Genomic DNA, 15250 nt, shown 5'->3' with positions numbered 1-15250 from the left:
GGACATCGCGCCACTTTCCTCTCCATCGTTTCCGGGTAGAATGCTCGTTCGCATGCGGCCATGAGGGCTGCACGGGCGACTCACGGGGCCGCCCTCCATCCCTATGTGTGGAAGATCCTGCCAATATGTTTGCGCCTTTGTTAAAGAAACTTTTTGGAAGCAAGAACGAGCGTGAAGTACGACGCATGCTCAAGACGGTACAAGCCGTCAATGCCTTCGAAGAGCAGATGGTGGCCCTTTCGGACGAGCAGCTGCGCGCCAAGACCGCAGAGTTCAAGGCCCGCCTGGCAAAAGGCGAGACCCTCGACCAACTGCTGCCCGAAGCCTTCGCCGTGTGCCGCGAAGCCGGCAAGCGCGTCATGGGCATGCGGCACTTCGATGTCCAGCTGATCGGCGGCCTCACCCTGCACGAAGGCATGATCGCCGAAATGCGTACAGGTGAAGGCAAGACCCTGGTGGCGACCCTGGGCGTTTACCTCAATGCGCTGTCCGGCAAGGGCGTGCATGTGGTCACGGTCAACGACTACCTGGCCCGTCGCGACGCCAACTGGATGCGTCCGCTGTACGAGTACCTGGGCCTGACCGTGGGCGTGGTCACGCCGTTCGCGCCGCCGGACGAGAAGCGTCTGGCCTACGCCGCCGACATCACCTACGGCACCAACAACGAATTCGGTTTCGACTATCTGCGCGACAACATGGCGTTCAGCATGGAAGAGAAATTCCAGCGCGAGCTGAATTTCGCCGTGATCGACGAAGTCGACTCCATCCTCATCGACGAAGCCCGCACGCCGCTGATCATTTCCGGTCAGGCCGAGGACAGCTCCAAGCTGTACACCGAAATCAACCGCCTGATTCCGCAACTCGAGCAGCACATCGAGGAAGTGGAAGGCCAGGTCACCAAGGAAGGCCACTACAGCATCGACGAGAAGACCCGCCAGGTCGAACTCAACGAAGCCGGCCACCAGTACATCGAGGAAATGCTCACCCGCGCCGGTCTGCTGGCCGAGGGCGAGAGCCTTTATTCGGCGCACAACCTGGGCCTGCTGACCCACGTGTATGCCGGCCTGCGTGCGCACAAGCTGTTCAACCGCAACGTCGAGTACATTGTCCAGGACGGCCAGATCCTGCTGGTCGACGAGCACACCGGTCGTACCATGCCGGGCCGTCGCCTGTCCGAGGGCCTGCACCAGGCCATCGAGGCCAAGGAAAACCTGAACATCCAGGCCGAGAGCCAGACGCTCGCCTCGACCACGTTCCAGAACTACTTCCGCCTGTACAACAAACTGTCGGGCATGACCGGTACGGCCGATACCGAGGCGTTCGAATTCGCCCAGATCTATCAGCTCAACGTGATGGTCATTCCGCCGAACAAGCCGCTCGCGCGCAAGGACTTCAACGACTTGGTGTACCTGACTGCGGACGAGAAATACGCCGCTATCGTCACCGACATCAAGGAAAGCATGGCCCAGGGCCGGCCGGTGCTGGTGGGTACTGCCACCATCGAAACCTCCGAACACATGTCGCGCCTGCTCAACCAGGAAGGCATCGAGCACAAGGTGCTCAACGCCAAGTTCCATGAGAAGGAAGCCGAGATCATCGCGCAGGCCGGTCGTCCGGGTGCGCTGACCATTGCCACCAACATGGCCGGCCGTGGTACCGACATCCTTCTGGGCGGCAACTGGGAGGTCGAAGTGGCTTCCCTCGAGGACCCGTCGCCGGAGCAGATTGCCCAGATCAAGGCCGACTGGCAGAAGCGTCACCAGCAGGTGCTCGAATCCGGTGGCCTGCATGTGATCGCCTCCGAGCGTCACGAATCACGCCGTATCGACAATCAGTTGCGTGGCCGTGCCGGTCGCCAGGGTGATGCCGGTTCCAGCCGCTTCTACCTGTCGCTGGAAGACAGCCTGATGCGCATCTTCGCCTCCGACCGGGTGAAGAACTTCATGAAGGCGCTGGGCATGCAGTCCGGTGAAGCCATCGAACATCGCATGGTGACCAACGCCATCGAAAAGGCCCAGCGCAAGGTCGAAGGCCGCAACTTCGACATCCGCAAGCAATTGCTCGAATTCGACGACGTCGCCAACGAGCAGCGCAAGGTCATCTACCACATGCGCAACAGTCTGCTGGCGTCCGACAACGTCGGTGACACCATTGCCGACTTCCGCCAGGAAGTGCTGGGCCAGCTGTTCGCCCAGCACATTCCGCCACAGTCGCTGCCCGAGCAGTGGGACGTGGCCGGTCTGGAAGCGGCGCTGCAGACCGATTTCGGTGTGAGCCTGCCGATCCAGCAGTGGCTGGACGCCGACGACAAGCTCTACGAAGAAACGCTGCGCGAGAAAGTCATGGCCGAGCTGCTGGCGGCCTACACCGAGAAGGAAGACCAGGCCAGCGCCGATGCGTTGCGCACCTTCGAGAAGCAGATCCTGCTGCGCGTGCTCGACGACCTGTGGAAAGATCACCTGTCGACCATGGACCACCTGCGTCACGGTATCCACCTGCGCGGCTACGCCCAGAAGAACCCGAAGCAGGAATACAAGCGCGAGTCGTTCAGCCTGTTCCAGGAGCTGCTGGATTCGATCAAGCGCGACACCATCCGTGTGCTTTCCCACGTTCAGGTGCGCCGCGAAGATCCGGTCGAGGAAGAAGCTCGTCTGCGTCGCGATGCCGAAGAGCTGGCTGCGCGCATGCAGTTCGAACACGCTCCTGCACCAGGCCTGGATCAGCCCGAAGCCTTGGCGGAGGACGCCGAAGTGATTGCCGCCACGGTGTCGGAGCCGGTGCGCAATGACCAGAAACTGGGCCGCAACGAGCTGTGCTGGTGTGGTTCAGGCAAGAAGTTCAAGCATTGCCACGGCAAGATCGACTGATCGCCGCACATTGCTGCAAGCAGTAGCACGCCGCGACTGACGCCGGCTCCCCGTAGGAGCGGTCAGTGGCCGCGAAAAGTACGACACGGTCTGGCAGGTATACCGCGTCGTCTGTTTCGCGGCCGCTGACCGCTCCTGCGGTGGATTTCGGTGATCCGATCGCGGCGTTCGTCCATTCAATGGCGGCGTCGACGCTACGCCGTACAGTCTTCAAAGGAGTGCTCACATGGCTGTTGGTCTTGGTCCACTGCCCACGCTGCATGCGGTTCCCGGTTTCGAGCTGGGCATCTCCAGCGCCGGCATCAAACGCCCCGGCCGCAAGGACGTGGTGGTCATGCGCTGCGCCGAGGGTTCCAGCGTCGCTGGCGTGTTCACCCTGAATGCGTTCTGTGCGGCACCGGTCATCGTCTCCCGGCAGCGCGTGGGCGGCGCTGTGCGTTACCTGCTGACCAACACCGGCAATGCCAACGCCGGTACCGGTGAGCCCGGCCTGGCTGCCGCCGAGCGCACCACGGCGCGGCTCGCCGAATTGGCCGGGGTGGACGCCAGCGCCGTGCTGCCGTTTTCCACCGGAGTGATCGGCGAGCCTCTGCCCGTGGAGAAGATCGAAGGGGCCCTGCAGGCCGCTCTCGACGACCTGTCGGTGGACAACTGGGCCGCCGCGGCCACTGGCATCATGACCACCGATACCCTGCCCAAAGGCGCCAGCCGCCAGTTCCAGCACGACGGCGTGACGGTCACCGTGACCGGGATCAGCAAGGGTGCGGGCATGATCCGGCCAAACATGGCGACCATGCTTGGCTACATTGCCACCGACGCCAAGGTCGCGCCCCACGTACTGCAGGATCTGCTGCGCGACGGCGCCAACAAGTCGTTCAACCGCATCACCATCGACGGCGACACGTCGACCAACGACTGCTGCATGCTGGTGGCTACCGGGCAGGCGGCATTGCCGGAGGTCGGCGAGGCCAGCGGCCCGTTGTTCGCGGCGCTGAAGCAGGCGGTCTTCGAGGTGTGCATGGAAGTGGCCCAGGCCATCGTGCGCGATGGTGAAGGGGCGACCAAGTTCGTCACCGTCCAGGTCAACGGCGGCAGCAACCACCAGGAATGCCTGGATGTGGCCTACACCGTGGCTCACTCGCCGCTGATCAAAACCGCCTTGTTCGCCTCCGATCCGAACTGGGGGCGCATCCTGGCGGCGGTCGGCCGTGCAGGCGTGCCGGAACTGGATGTCAGCAAGATCGATGTGTTCCTGGGGGAGGTGTGCATCGCCAGTCGTGGCGCGCGTGCGGCCACCTATACCGAGGAGCAGGGTTCGGCGGTGATGGCGCAGGCCGAAATCGGCATTCGTATCGAGCTGGGCCGCGGCGATTGCAGCGAGACCATCTGGACCACCGACCTGTCCCATGAATATGTGAAGATCAACGCCGAATACCGTACCTGACGGTCAGGCCCGGGTGTGCTCCATGGTGCACCTGGGCGTTGGTAGCTCAGTGCGGCCTGGAGAATGCGTGAAACGAGTGCATGTAGCCGCCGCGGTGATCCGTGGCGCAGATAACCGTATCTTGATTGCCCGCCGTGCCGATGCCCAGCACCAGGGCGGTTTATGGGAGTTTCCCGGCGGCAAGGTCGAGGCCGGCGAGACGGTGCAGACGGCGCTGGCGCGGGAGCTGCGCGAAGAACTGGGGATCGAGGTCGGCCAGGCGCGGCCATTGATCAAGGTGCATCACGACTATGCCGACAAGCAGGTGCTGCTGGATGTCTGGGAAGTGACCGAGTTCACTGGCCAGCCGCACGGCGTCGAAGGTCAACCCGTGGCGTGGGTCAAAGCCCGCGAGTTGCCGGGCTACGAGTTTCCGGCAGCCAATCGTCCCATCGTCGCGGCAGCGAGCCTGCCCGGTGAATATCTCATCACTCCGGATGGGCTCGATAACCCGACCTTGTTGCGCGGGATGCAGAAGGCGATTGCCGGTGGCATCAAGCTGCTGCAGCTGCGTGCACCCAATGGCTACGATCCGCAGTACCGCGACCTGGCGGTGGATGCAGTGGGGTTGTGCGCCGGCAAGGCCCAGTTGATGCTCAAGGGGCCGCTGGAATGGCTGGGCGATTTCCCTTCGGCCGGTTGGCACCTGACGTCGGCGCAGTTGCGCAAGTACGCCAGCAAGGGCCGGCCGTTTCCTCAGGAGCGTTGGCTGGCGGCCTCTTGTCACGACGCCGAGGAGCTGGCGCTGGCGCGGCAGATGGGGGTGGATTTCATCACCCTGTCGCCGGTGCAACCGACCCTCACGCATCCCGATGCCCAGCCGTTGGGATGGGATCAGGCGCATGGTTTGATCGAGGGTTTCAACCAGCCGGTCTATCTACTGGGCGGGATGGGTCCGCAGGATCAGGCGAAGGCTTGGGAGATCGGCGCGCAGGGCGTCGCAGGCATCCGCGCGTTCTGGCCAACCCTGTAGCCGCCTTGGCTCCTGTAGCAGCAGCGCAGGCCGCGTCAGCTGTCCCTCGAGACCCACTGACCTGACGCGGTACTGGCGACCTGCAGCCTGCGCCACTCTCACGGCTTGGCAGGCTGCCAAAGGATCTCGGCAATAGCCTGGCGTCGAGCGATGATCCGCGCCGCCACGAACAGCAGGTCCGAAAGCCGATTGATGTACGCCAGGCTCACCGCTGACAAAGGCTCCACGGCATTGAGCTGCTGACAGCGACGCTCGGCACTGCGTGCCAGGCTGCGACAGACATGGGCCTGGGCGATCAGCATTGAACCGCCTGGCAGAATGAAATTCTCCAACGCGCCGACTTCGTCGTTCCAGGTATCGATGGCCGTTTCCAGACGCTGCACTTCGCCAGCATCGAGTGCCTGGTACGCGGGCATGGCCAACTCACCACCCAGATCGAACAGCCGATGCTGGCAGGGCGCAAGCACCTCGTACACCTCGTTCAGGCGAGCATCCTCCGTCAGTCCCGCCAGCAGCACGCCCAATTGGCTGTTCAAGGTGTCCACTTCGCCAATAGCCTCGACTCGCGGATGGTCCTTGGGCACCCGACGTCCATCGCCAAGCCCGGTTTCGCCCTGGTCGCCGGTGCGCGTGTAAATCTTCGTCAGGCGAAAGCCCATGCTCATATCTCCGTGGTGGTGAGGGGCAGCGGATTGCCGGCCAACGGCAGGCGCAGGGTGAAGCAGGTGCCCTGGCCAGGGCTGGATTGCACTTCCATCTGGCCCTTGTGGTTGTTGGTGATGATGAAGTAGGACACCGACAGGCCCAGGCCGGTGCCCTGGCCAATCTCCTTGGTGGTGAAGAAGGGCTCGAACGTACGCTTGCGCACGCTTTCGGGCATGCCCACGCCGTTGTCCTCGACCTGGATTTCCGCCCACGGCGGGCTCAGCCGGGTGCGCAGGATGATGCGCCCCGGCTCGTGCTCGTCGTTGCGCTGGTGAATGGCCTGCGCGGCGTTTTTCAGCAGGTTGAGCAGCACTTGCTCCAGCTCGTTGGCAGTGCCCGGTACCGGGCCCAGCGCCGGGTCGAACTGGCGCACGATGTTTTGTCCCTTGAAGTCGAAACCGATCGCCAGGTCGAAGTCGTTGCCGGCGATCTCCACCGCCTGGTCGATCAGGGCGGGCAGGTCGCACGGTGCCATTTCCCGCGTGCTGCGGCGGCTGAAGCTGAGCATGTGGGTGACGATCTTGGCTGCCCGTGCACCGGCCTGCTGAATGCCGTCGAGCAGCTGCGGGATTTCGCGCCCTTGCAGGTAGGCGTTCACTGCTGCCAGATCGACACCGGCATCGCTGGCCTGTTCGAGGTTCTTCGGCAGGTCGGCCGAAAGGCGGCGCCTGACGTTCTGCACGTTGTGCAGGATCGCGCCCAGGGGGTTGTTGATTTCGTGGGCCATGCCGGCGGCCAGCCCCCCCACCGAGAGCATCTTTTCCGACTGCACCATCATCTCTTCCAGGGACAGGCGCTGAGTGATGTCGTCGATGCGAATCACCACGCCGCGGCCGGCACCGCCCATCAGCGGATAGAAGGTCAGCGCGTAATGGTGTGGGGTGTCGTCCTTGACCCAGGTGACCCGCTCGATCTTGGCCACCGTGTGCTGTTCGACCGTGGTCTTGAGCTGCGGCAGGAACGGTTTGAGCGGGGCGAATGCAAGAAAGATCGGTTGATTGAGCGCCTCGTCCAGCGGCGTTCCGGAAAGTGCGCTGGCTTCCTGATTCCACTGGGTGACGTACAGCTGCTCGTCGAGGGCAATGAGTGCCGAAGGCATGGAGTCGATGATGCTGTTGAGGTAGTTCTGAAAGCCGGTGAGTTTCTTCTCGATCTTGCTGCGCACCTGGACTTCGAGTTCGAGCTTGCGGTTGGTGTGGCGAGTTTCTTCGGCCAGCCCCTGGGCCTGGTCGTAGGCGGCCTGGGACTCGTCGCGGGCACGCTTGAGTTGCTGTTCGCGGGCCTCGATGCGTGAAAGCATGGTGTTGAACGCTTCCGCCAGGCTGCCGATCTCGTCGTGGTTGCCGCGGCCGGCGCGCAAGGCGTAGTTTTCTTCGCGGGTGACCTGGCGCGACAGCTCTTCGAGGCGATAGATGGGTTGGGTGATCAAGCGCTTGATCTGCCGGGCGATGATCATCCACAACAGCACGCTGAACACCAGGATGCCCAGGCTGGCAGTCAGGGTGCCGGTGTAGAACGCCACGGGCAGTTCGCTGCTGGCCACCAGCAGCAGATGGCCGGCACTGGGCAGAGGCACCAACTGGGTGCTGCGGAATTCGGTGGAGCGCCAGGCTTCGATGCTGGCGAAGCGGGCCGGCATCTTCAGCCGGTCGCCGTGCTGCAACTGGGCCAGGCGCTCGCCCTGGGCGTCGTAGATGGCGGCGGCGCGCAACGGGGAATAGCTGTTGAGCTCTTCGAGCAGCGCTTCGGCGTCCTGCGGCGAGCGTACCGCCCGCTGCGCAAGGCCAGGGTTGGCCAGCAGTCGGCCGATGGTCTGCAAGGCCTGGGGCGCCATGCTTTCCTGGGAAATCCAGTAGGCGGCACTGATGAACGTCAGGTTGGCGACCAGCAGGACCGTGGTCAACAGCACCAGCAGGGCCGCCAGCAGTTTCTGGCCAACCGGCAGGTTTTCGAGTCTCTGGCGCAAGGGCATTGGCGGGTCGCTTCCACGGCAGGGCAGAGCGCCAGTGTAGCAAACCTGTTTTGCAAATCCCGCGGTTCGCCTGATACACCGCGGCGCCTGTTTCGCGGCCGATGACCGCTCCTACGGAAATTGTGAGTCCCTCCGTAGGAGCGGCCAGTGGCCGCGAAGAGCGCGCTGCGGTATGCCTGATTCACCGCGCGACTGTTTCGCGGCCACGGACCGCTCCTACGGAGATCGTGCGTCCCTCCGTAGGAGCGGTCGGTGGCCGCGAAGGGCGCGGTCTCAGGTCTTGTTCAAGGCCCGCACCAGCCGCGCCTGCAGCGCTTGCAGATGTGGCACCTCGCAGTGCCGCTCCAGCGCGGCTTGGCAGGCGTAGCCCAGCAGATAGTCGATCTCGGTGCGCCGACCCTGGTCGACGTCCTGGTACATCGAAGAGTAATTGGCAGCGGTCGCCTGGATAACCCGTCGTACTTCCTCGTGCAGCCCCTGGGCCGCGTCCACCTGCCCGCACGCGCCCAGCAGCTGTGCCAGCTCGGCGCAAAGAATGGCCACTTCGTCGTGATGGTCCGCCAACGCGCCATTGCGACAGCCGTACAGCACGGTCAGCGGGTTGATCGCGCAGTTGAGCGCCAGCTTGCGCCACAGGCGCGAATGGATACTGGGTGTCCAGTGATGAGCGATGCCGGCACGCTCCAGGTCGGCCAGCAAGGCTGCAGGGTGGGTGGGGCAGGCCGGGTCGGCATCGCCCAGCCAGGTAAAGCCCTGCCCGGCGAAAACCGCCTGGAAATCGGCGGCACGGTAGGCGCCTTCGGTGGTCGAGGCATAGATACAGCGCGCCTGCGGCAGCATTTCGGCCACCGCCTGCTGACTGCCCATGCCATTCTGCAGAAGGATCACTTCGGCGCCGGGTGCCAGCCGCGCGGCGACACTGGCAATGGCCGCTTGCGCATCGTAGGCCTTGCAGGTCAGCAACAGGCGGGTGATCGCGCCCTCGGCGGCCACGTCGGTGGCCGGCAGGCAGTGAACGCTGGCTTCGCCGCTCTCGGTCAAGCGCAAGCCACCGGCTGCGCGGTAGGCCTGCAGGCGCGCGGCATTGCGCAATAGCAGCTGCACCTGCAAGCCCGCGCGGGCCAGGCGGCACGCCCACAACGTACCCAGGCTGCCCGCGCCCAACACATGCCAGGATCGGGCTGCCGGCGGTTCTGCGACGACCAGCGCTGGTTCGTCGGCGGCCGCATTGCTTGGGGGGAGGTTGCGCATGTCAGGCTCGTGTGGAAAGTGATGACCCATGCCTGAATTCAAGCGGTGGGGTGGCATTTCACGATGCCGGCTCCCTTATAATGAGCGGGCATTTCAATCGTCAAGCCAGGCGTGCTCCTTCTTTCAACGAGCCGCCGATCAATTCTGGAGGAAACACATGCCCTCGTTCGACGTAGTGTCCGAGTTGGACAAGCACGAAGTCACCAACGCGGTCGACAACGCCATCAAGGAGCTGGATCGCCGTTACGATCTCAAGGGGAAAGGCAGTTTCGCATTCAAGGAGCTGACGGTCACCCTGACCGCCGAAGCCGAGTACCAGCTGGAAGCCATGATCGAGATTCTCAAGCTGGCACTGGTCAAGCGCAAGATCGACGTGCAATGCCTCGAGGTCAAGGATGCCTATGCCTCGGGTAAGGAAATGAAGCAGGAAGCGATCCTGCGCGAAGGTATCGAGAAGGAACTGGCGAAGAAGATCGTCGCTCACGTCAAGGACGCCAAGCTCAAGGTGCAGGCTGCCATCCAGGGTGAGCAGGTGCGTATCACCGGCAAGAAACGCGATGACTTGCAGGAGGCAATCGCTGCCCTGCGCGCGAAGGAATTCGGCATGCCGCTGCAGTTCAACAACTTTCGCGATTGATGAAGAGCGGCGGGCCGGGCTGAACCTTGCCAGGCGACCGGCGTCGGAGCATCAGTGCGGCCGGAGCCTCTGGCGCCGGGCTTGCCGTGGCCTTTCAGATCGTGGCGCCGGTACGCCCGAGCCGGTCTTTGCCGGTTATCGCACGCTTTTTTTGAACGAAGCTTGAACGAAGCTTGAACGAAGGCGGTAGGAGAACCCCATGGATTTGAACGCGGAAGTCAATCATCTGGTCCAGGCCTCGCAGGCCTGGATTCCGATGGTCATGCAGTACGGCAGCAAGGTGATCCTCGCCTTGGTGGTGCTGTGCGTGGGTTGGTGGTTGATCAACCGAGTCACCGCCAACCTGCAGAAACTGCTGGCCCTGCGTCACATCGATCTGGCGCTGCAGAACTTCATCGGCACGATCGCCAATATCATCCTGAAGATCCTCTTGATGGTCAGCGTGGCCTCGATGATCGGTATCGAGACGACCTCGTTCGTTGCCGCCATCGGTGGTGCGACCCTGGCCATCGGCCTGGCCCTGCAAGGCAGCCTGGCGAACTTCGCCGGCGGCGTGCTGATTCTGCTGTTCCGTCCCTTTCGCATCGGCGACTGGATCGAAGCACAGGGTGTGAGCGGCACGGTCGACTCCATCCAGATCTTCCATACCGTGTTGCGCACCGGCGATAACCGCACGGTGATCCTGCCCAACGGCAACCTGTCTAACGGCATCATCACCAACACCAACCGTCAGCCCACGCGCAAGATCACCTTCGACATCGGTGTGGACTACGATGCCGACCTGCAGAAAGCCCGCGAGATCCTCCTGGACCTGGCCAAGGACCCACGCGTGTTGCAGACCCCGGCACCCGAGGCCGTCGTGGCGGCCCTGGGCGACAGCTCGATCACCGTGTCCCTGCGGATCTGGGTGAACACTGGCGACTTCGGCGGCGTGACCAATATGCTCAACGGCGAGATCCGCGATCGCCTGCGTGCCGAAGGCATCGACATTCCGTTTCCGCAGCGTGTGATTCGGGTGATGCAGGAAGGCGAAGCCAAGTAGGTTCGCAAGGCTTCACGAAAAAGCCCCGGTCATCATGGCCGGGGCTTTTTTGTCAGGAGGGTTCTTCGTCAGGCCCGTCGCGCGCGATGCGGGCATTCTCCTGCTTCCAGTGCAGGGCGATCAGCAGCAGGGTCGGCACACCGAGCAGGGCAGTGATCAGGAAGAAATTGTGGTAGCCGAACTTTTCGACCATCACCCCTGAGTAGCCCCCGATCAGGCGCGGCAGGAGGAGCATGATCGAGCTCAGCAGGGCGTATTGGGTCGCCGAGAACTTGAGGTTGGTCAGGCTCGACAGGTAGGCGACGAAGGCCGAAGTGGCGAGCCCGGAGCTGAAGTTGTCCAGCGAGATGGTCAGCACCAGCATCTGCAGATTCGGCCCCATGTCGGCCAGCATCAGGAACAGCAGGTTGGTCCCCGCCGAAGTGATGCCACCGATGAACAGAATGGGCAGGATGCCGAAGCGCACGATCAGCAGGCCGCCGAAGCCGGCGCCGAGCAGGGTCATGATCAGGCCGAAGATCTTGCTGACGCTGGCGATCTGGTCCTTGGTGAAGCCTTGGTCGATGTAGAAGACGTTGGCCATGACACCCATCACCGTATCGGACATCCGGTAGGTCGCGATCAGGCCCAGCAGCAGCAATGCCTGCCAGCGGTAGCGCAGGATGAAATCGTTGATCGGTGTGAGCACGGGAGCCAACCCGCGGCGACCGACCGAAGACAGGCACACCGCAGTCAGGATTATGTAGAGCAGCGCACGCAGGAATGCCCGGTCTTCGAGCAGCAGGTCGATCAGGCTCTGGCTGCCGAACAGCACGCTGGCAAAATCGGTGTTGTACAACTGGGTGAACATCGCCGGCACCGACACCAGCAACACGATCAGCACGAACACCGACATCAGTTGGTGGCTGAAGCCGTAGCGCGCTGCGGACAATTGCGTGCGCAGGGCTACCGGGGGTTCGCGCATGATCAGGGTAGTGATCAGTGCCGGTACCATCAGCACACCGAACAGCAGGTACGTGTTGGCCCAGGCCTGGTGCAGATAGGCGAAGCCGGTGGAACCGAAGCCTTCGGCGAAGTACAGCGCACCGGCGGTGGCCAGCAACGCGGCCACGCGGTAGCCGGCCATGTAGCTGGCGGCGAGGGCGGCCTGGCGCTGGTCTTCGGCGATTTCCAGGCGGTAGGCGTCTACCGCGATGTCCTGAGTGGCCGAGGCGAACGCGACCACCACGGCAATCGCGATCAACCACGACAGATGCTTCTGCGGGTCGCAGAAACTCATGCCCACCAGGCCGAGGATCACCAGAGCCTGGGCCAGAACCAGCCAGGAACGGCGCCGGCCCAGCTTGCCGAGCAGTGGCAGCCGCCACTGGTCGAGCAGCGGCGACCATACCCATTTGAAGGCATAGGCCAGACCGATCAGGCTGGCGTAACCGATGGTTTCACGGGCGACGCCCGCTTCACGCAACCACACCGACAGGGTTGAAAACACCAGCATGTACGGCAGGCCGGCAGCGAAACCGAGCAGCAGAAGCACAACGGTGGAAGGGCTGGCATAAGCGGCGAGCGCGGCGCGCCAGGTTTTACGGGGCATGGGCTGGAATCTGCCTCAGTTTGCGAAACAAAGCGCGCACTCTAACCGCATGCCTGCTCCGGACGCCAGCCATGGCGTGCCATATCCACGCGATTCTTCATGATCAGCACGCCTTCGCCACGCAGGCGTGCGCGTTGTTCGGCCCCGCTGCACGTGCCTGCCGCCAGGCTCAGCCGCCCGCCGGCGGCAACCACACGGTGCCAGGGCAGGCGGGTACCGTCCGGCAGTTGGCTCAGGGTACGTCCGACCCAGCGGGCCGCCCGCCCAAGCATGGCCAGTTCGGCCAACTGTCCATAGGTCACCACTTTGCCCTCCGGTACCTGAGCCAGCACGGTGTACAGCGCAGTGCGGCGAACGGCCGCAGCCTGATCCGGAGTATTTTGCAGTTGAGAATTGAACTCGTCTGTCATCTCGGGGTCTGTCCTTGCTCGGATCTTGTCCTACCGAATAATGCCGCATTTCCTACACTTCAGAGCACCCAGAATCCGCTTATGTTGCCTAGAACCCTGCTGTGCCTTGCCCTGGCTTCCACCTCTTCCGTGACGTTTGCCGATACAGTCTGGTTGAAGAACGGCGACCGTATCTCCGGCAAGATTACCGTGTTCGACGGTGGCAAGCTGATGGTGAAGACTGAATACGGTGGTTCGATTCCCCTGGACTGGAAACAGATCAAGACCATGGAAAGCGACCAGGAACTGCTGGTCAAGCAGGATGACTACATCGGCGAGAAAACCAAGTCGTTCAAGGCCGCCGAAGACGGCAAGGTCATCCTGCAGAACGGTGATGCACCGAAGACCGTCGAGTTGGCCAGCATCCAGCAGATCATCAAGCCCAAGCCGGTGGTCACTGATCTGCAGATCAAGGGCAACGTCGACCTGGGCCTGGACTACAAGCGTGCCGAAACCGATACCGACGACTACAACGTCGCCTTCAAGACTACCGCCAGGCACGGCAAGTGGCGTCATATCGGCTCTGGCGAGTACAACCGCGAGTCCCAGGACAGCATCGTCACGACCGACAATTTCGATCTCGAATACTCCCTTGACCGCTTCCTCACCGATCAGTGGTTCTGGCAGGGCCGGGTTGATTACAAGCGTGACAAGATCGAGGACCTGGAGCGTCAGCGCACCGTGGGTACCGGCCCCGGCTACCAGTTCTGGGACGACGAACTGGGTGCGTTCTCCCTCGGTGGCTTGATCAACCGCACCGACTACCAGTATGCCGACGGCGACAAGGACAACTTCTATTCGCTGGCCATGAAGTGGGACTACAACCGCTACCTGATCGGCAAGACGGTCGAGTTCTTCACCCGCGGCGAACTCGGCAAGCCGATCGGCAACGTCGCCGACTACAGCCTGGATGCCGAAATGGGCCTGCGCTACAAGGTTACCGAATGGGCGTCGTTGAACCTCAAGGCCGAGAAGGACCTGGTCAGCGGCACCAGTGGTGCGGACCTGGACAGTACCCGCTACACCGCCGGTTTCGGTGTCGCCTGGTAACATTGCAATACGCCGACACAAGTCTGCGAGGCCCGGCTGGCGCGGGTTTCGCGGGACTGGCTTAAGCGACTGATGGGTCGCCACCTTGAATTAACGATTTATTGACGTCATCTAGGGTCTACTGGAAGGCATTCTTCCGTAGAGGAAACCATTTGATGCGCGCTTTTCTATTGCTGTTCCTGTTGTTCCCCGTGCTGGAACTGTACGTCTTCTTCAAGGTGAGCACGGCGATCGGGTTCTTTCCCGCGCTGCTGCTCATCATCGCCGGTTCGGCATTGGGTGTGCTGGTCATGCGCGTCGCCGGGCTGGCCACCGTCCTGCGTACCCGAGCCAGCCTGCAGCGCGGCGAGCTGCCTGCCGAGCAGATGTTCAATGGTCTGGTCACCGCCGTCGGCGGCGTACTGCTGATCGTGCCCGGCTTCATCAGCGATCTGCTGGCTGTGCTGTGCCTGCTGCCATTCACCCGGCACTTCCTGATCCGCAAGGTACGCGAGCGTGCCCAGGCGCAAGCCATGCGCCAGCGCGCGTTCGCCGACGACATGCCGCCCCCGGGTGGCCCGGCCCAGGCCTACCGGGCCCACGTCATCGAAGGCGAGGTGATCGAAGGCGAAGTGGTCGGTCGCGACACCTCGCGTCCGGACCGCTGAACACCTGCTGCAACCTGTCAACGGCGCCCTCGGGCGCCGTTTCTTTTGCAGCTTTGCCTGCAAATTTTTTCAGCCCGGCCCTTGTAATCGCTCGCGCCGACCTCATGTATGGGTCACCGCAAGGTTTGTGGCGATTGCGCCACACATGTTCCCGCGTCTTGCGGTGCAAGACGCGACCGGTTACGCCGGAAGATCCACACCGCCGGTACACACCGGCCGATGAAAACCATAATTAGGAGAGATCGACAATGAAGCTTCGTCCTCTGCATGACCGCGTCGTTATCCGTCGCAGCGAAGAAGAGTCCAAAACCGCTGGCGGTATCGTTCTGCCAGGTTCGGCCGCTGAAAAACCCAACCGTGGCGAAATCGTCGCAGTGGGCACCGGCAAGATCCTGGATAGCGGCGAAGTTCGTGCGCTGGCCGTCAAAGTGGGTGACAAGGTGGTATTCGGCCCTTACTCGGGCAGCAACACCGTCAAGGTCGACGGTGAAGACCTGCTGGTGATGAGCGAGAGCGAGATCCTCGCCGTCGTCGAAGTCTGAAACCACTGAACTCCCGTTACTACCCAGTATTCAAGGAAATC

Annotated in this window: 13 protein-coding genes; 8 read left to right on the top strand and 5 right to left on the bottom strand. The window is 62.8% G+C overall.

Going from position 1 to position 15250, the window contains the following annotated elements; translation table 11 throughout:
- The first annotated feature begins 125 nt into the window (after positions 1–125).
- The 3 genes from secA to IFT80_RS06430 all read left to right on the top strand — a co-directional run bounded on the left by secA (position 126) and on the right by IFT80_RS06430 (position 5323).
- A complete protein-coding gene (secA, locus tag IFT80_RS06440; RefSeq protein ID WP_185794029.1) occupies positions 126–2867 on the top strand; it encodes a preprotein translocase subunit SecA in 2742 nt (913 codons plus the stop codon).
- Between the two features lie 226 nt (positions 2868–3093).
- A complete protein-coding gene (gene argJ, locus IFT80_RS06435) occupies positions 3094–4311 on the top strand; it encodes a bifunctional glutamate N-acetyltransferase/amino-acid acetyltransferase ArgJ (RefSeq protein WP_185794028.1) in 1218 nt (405 codons plus the stop codon).
- 67 nt (positions 4312–4378) lie between these two features.
- Positions 4379–5323, top strand: a complete 945-nt coding sequence (locus tag IFT80_RS06430) for a Nudix family hydrolase (protein WP_185794027.1) — start codon at positions 4379–4381, stop codon at positions 5321–5323.
- 98 nt (positions 5324–5421) lie between these two features.
- On the opposite strand, the gene IFT80_RS06425 is transcribed toward IFT80_RS06430, so the two are convergent.
- The 3 genes from IFT80_RS06425 to IFT80_RS06415 form a co-directional block, all read right to left on the bottom strand.
- Entirely contained in the window at positions 5422–5982 is a 561-nt protein-coding gene (locus tag IFT80_RS06425) for a cob(I)yrinic acid a,c-diamide adenosyltransferase (protein WP_192137001.1), read from the bottom strand.
- Positions 5983–5984: 2 nt separating this feature from the next.
- Positions 5985–8000 (bottom strand): ATP-binding protein, encoded by a 2016-nt coding sequence (locus tag IFT80_RS06420; protein WP_185794025.1) that lies wholly within the window; start codon positions 7998–8000, stop codon positions 5985–5987.
- A 273-nt stretch (positions 8001–8273) separates the two neighbouring features.
- Complete coding sequence (locus IFT80_RS06415) at positions 8274–9251, bottom strand: putative 2-dehydropantoate 2-reductase (protein ID WP_192137000.1); 978 nt, start codon at positions 9249–9251, stop codon at positions 8274–8276.
- Positions 9252–9408: 157 nt separating this feature from the next.
- On the opposite strand from IFT80_RS06415, the gene IFT80_RS06410 reads away from it, so the two are divergent.
- Together IFT80_RS06410 and IFT80_RS06405 are read left to right on the top strand one after the other, a co-directional pair.
- The gene (locus tag IFT80_RS06410; protein ID WP_122479453.1) at positions 9409–9888 is read left to right on the top strand and encodes a YajQ family cyclic di-GMP-binding protein; all 480 of its coding nucleotides are present in this window, start codon (positions 9409–9411) and stop codon (positions 9886–9888) included.
- Between the two features lie 199 nt (positions 9889–10087).
- On the top strand, positions 10088–10930 hold the full coding sequence (locus IFT80_RS06405) for a mechanosensitive ion channel family protein (RefSeq protein ID WP_122479452.1): 843 nt from the start codon (positions 10088–10090) through the stop codon (positions 10928–10930).
- A 52-nt stretch (positions 10931–10982) separates the two neighbouring features.
- On the opposite strand, the gene IFT80_RS06400 is transcribed toward IFT80_RS06405, so the two are convergent.
- On the bottom strand, positions 10983–12521 hold the full coding sequence (locus IFT80_RS06400; RefSeq protein ID WP_122479451.1) for an AmpG family muropeptide MFS transporter: 1539 nt from the start codon (positions 12519–12521) through the stop codon (positions 10983–10985).
- Between the two features lie 41 nt (positions 12522–12562).
- A complete protein-coding gene (locus IFT80_RS06395; RefSeq protein WP_122479450.1) occupies positions 12563–12931 on the bottom strand; it encodes an MGMT family protein in 369 nt (122 codons plus the stop codon).
- Positions 12932–13012: 81 nt separating this feature from the next.
- Here IFT80_RS06395 and IFT80_RS06390 point away from each other — a divergent pair, with 81 nt between their 5' ends.
- The 3 genes from IFT80_RS06390 to IFT80_RS06380 all read left to right on the top strand — a co-directional run bounded on the left by IFT80_RS06390 (position 13013) and on the right by IFT80_RS06380 (position 15209).
- Positions 13013–14020 carry a DUF481 domain-containing protein gene (locus tag IFT80_RS06390; RefSeq protein WP_185794023.1) on the top strand — a complete coding sequence of 336 codons (1008 nt, stop codon included), beginning with the start codon at positions 13013–13015 and terminating at the stop codon, positions 14018–14020.
- Positions 14021–14175: 155 nt separating this feature from the next.
- Positions 14176–14667 carry an FxsA family protein gene (locus tag IFT80_RS06385; protein WP_122479448.1) on the top strand — a complete coding sequence of 164 codons (492 nt, stop codon included), beginning with the start codon at positions 14176–14178 and terminating at the stop codon, positions 14665–14667.
- Positions 14668–14915: 248 nt separating this feature from the next.
- Positions 14916–15209, top strand: coding sequence for a co-chaperone GroES (locus tag IFT80_RS06380; RefSeq protein WP_192136999.1), 294 nt, complete (start codon positions 14916–14918; stop codon positions 15207–15209).
- Positions 15210–15250 lie beyond the last annotated feature (41 nt).

The organism is Pseudomonas sp. CFBP 8771 (assembly GCF_014841695.1).
In the GTDB taxonomy this organism is placed as follows: Bacteria; Pseudomonadota; Gammaproteobacteria; order Pseudomonadales; family Pseudomonadaceae; genus Aquipseudomonas; species Aquipseudomonas baltica.
This window is presented reverse-complemented; position numbering and strand designations above follow the sequence as displayed.

What these genes read in the sequence shown, in the direction of transcription:
- IFT80_RS06420 (WP_185794025.1), bottom strand. Translation starts at nt 8,000, where the DNA reads ATGCCCTTGCGCCAGAGACTCGAAAACCTGCCGGTTGGCCAGAAACTG.
- IFT80_RS06395 (WP_122479450.1), bottom strand. Translation starts at nt 12,931, where the DNA reads ATGACAGACGAGTTCAATTCTCAACTGCAAAATACTCCGGATCAGGCT.
- IFT80_RS06400 (WP_122479451.1), bottom strand. Translation starts at nt 12,521, where the DNA reads ATGCCCCGTAAAACCTGGCGCGCCGCGCTCGCCGCTTATGCCAGCCCT.
- argJ (WP_185794028.1), top strand. Translation starts at nt 3,094, where the DNA reads ATGGCTGTTGGTCTTGGTCCACTGCCCACGCTGCATGCGGTTCCCGGT.
- IFT80_RS06390 (WP_185794023.1), top strand. Translation starts at nt 13,013, where the DNA reads ATGTTGCCTAGAACCCTGCTGTGCCTTGCCCTGGCTTCCACCTCTTCC.
- IFT80_RS06410 (WP_122479453.1), top strand. Translation starts at nt 9,409, where the DNA reads ATGCCCTCGTTCGACGTAGTGTCCGAGTTGGACAAGCACGAAGTCACC.
- IFT80_RS06415 (WP_192137000.1), bottom strand. Translation starts at nt 9,251, where the DNA reads ATGCGCAACCTCCCCCCAAGCAATGCGGCCGCCGACGAACCAGCGCTG.
- IFT80_RS06425 (WP_192137001.1), bottom strand. Translation starts at nt 5,982, where the DNA reads ATGGGCTTTCGCCTGACGAAGATTTACACGCGCACCGGCGACCAGGGC.
- IFT80_RS06385 (WP_122479448.1), top strand. Translation starts at nt 14,176, where the DNA reads ATGCGCGCTTTTCTATTGCTGTTCCTGTTGTTCCCCGTGCTGGAACTG.
- IFT80_RS06405 (WP_122479452.1), top strand. Translation starts at nt 10,088, where the DNA reads ATGGATTTGAACGCGGAAGTCAATCATCTGGTCCAGGCCTCGCAGGCC.
- secA (WP_185794029.1), top strand. Translation starts at nt 126, where the DNA reads ATGTTTGCGCCTTTGTTAAAGAAACTTTTTGGAAGCAAGAACGAGCGT.
- IFT80_RS06380 (WP_192136999.1), top strand. Translation starts at nt 14,916, where the DNA reads ATGAAGCTTCGTCCTCTGCATGACCGCGTCGTTATCCGTCGCAGCGAA.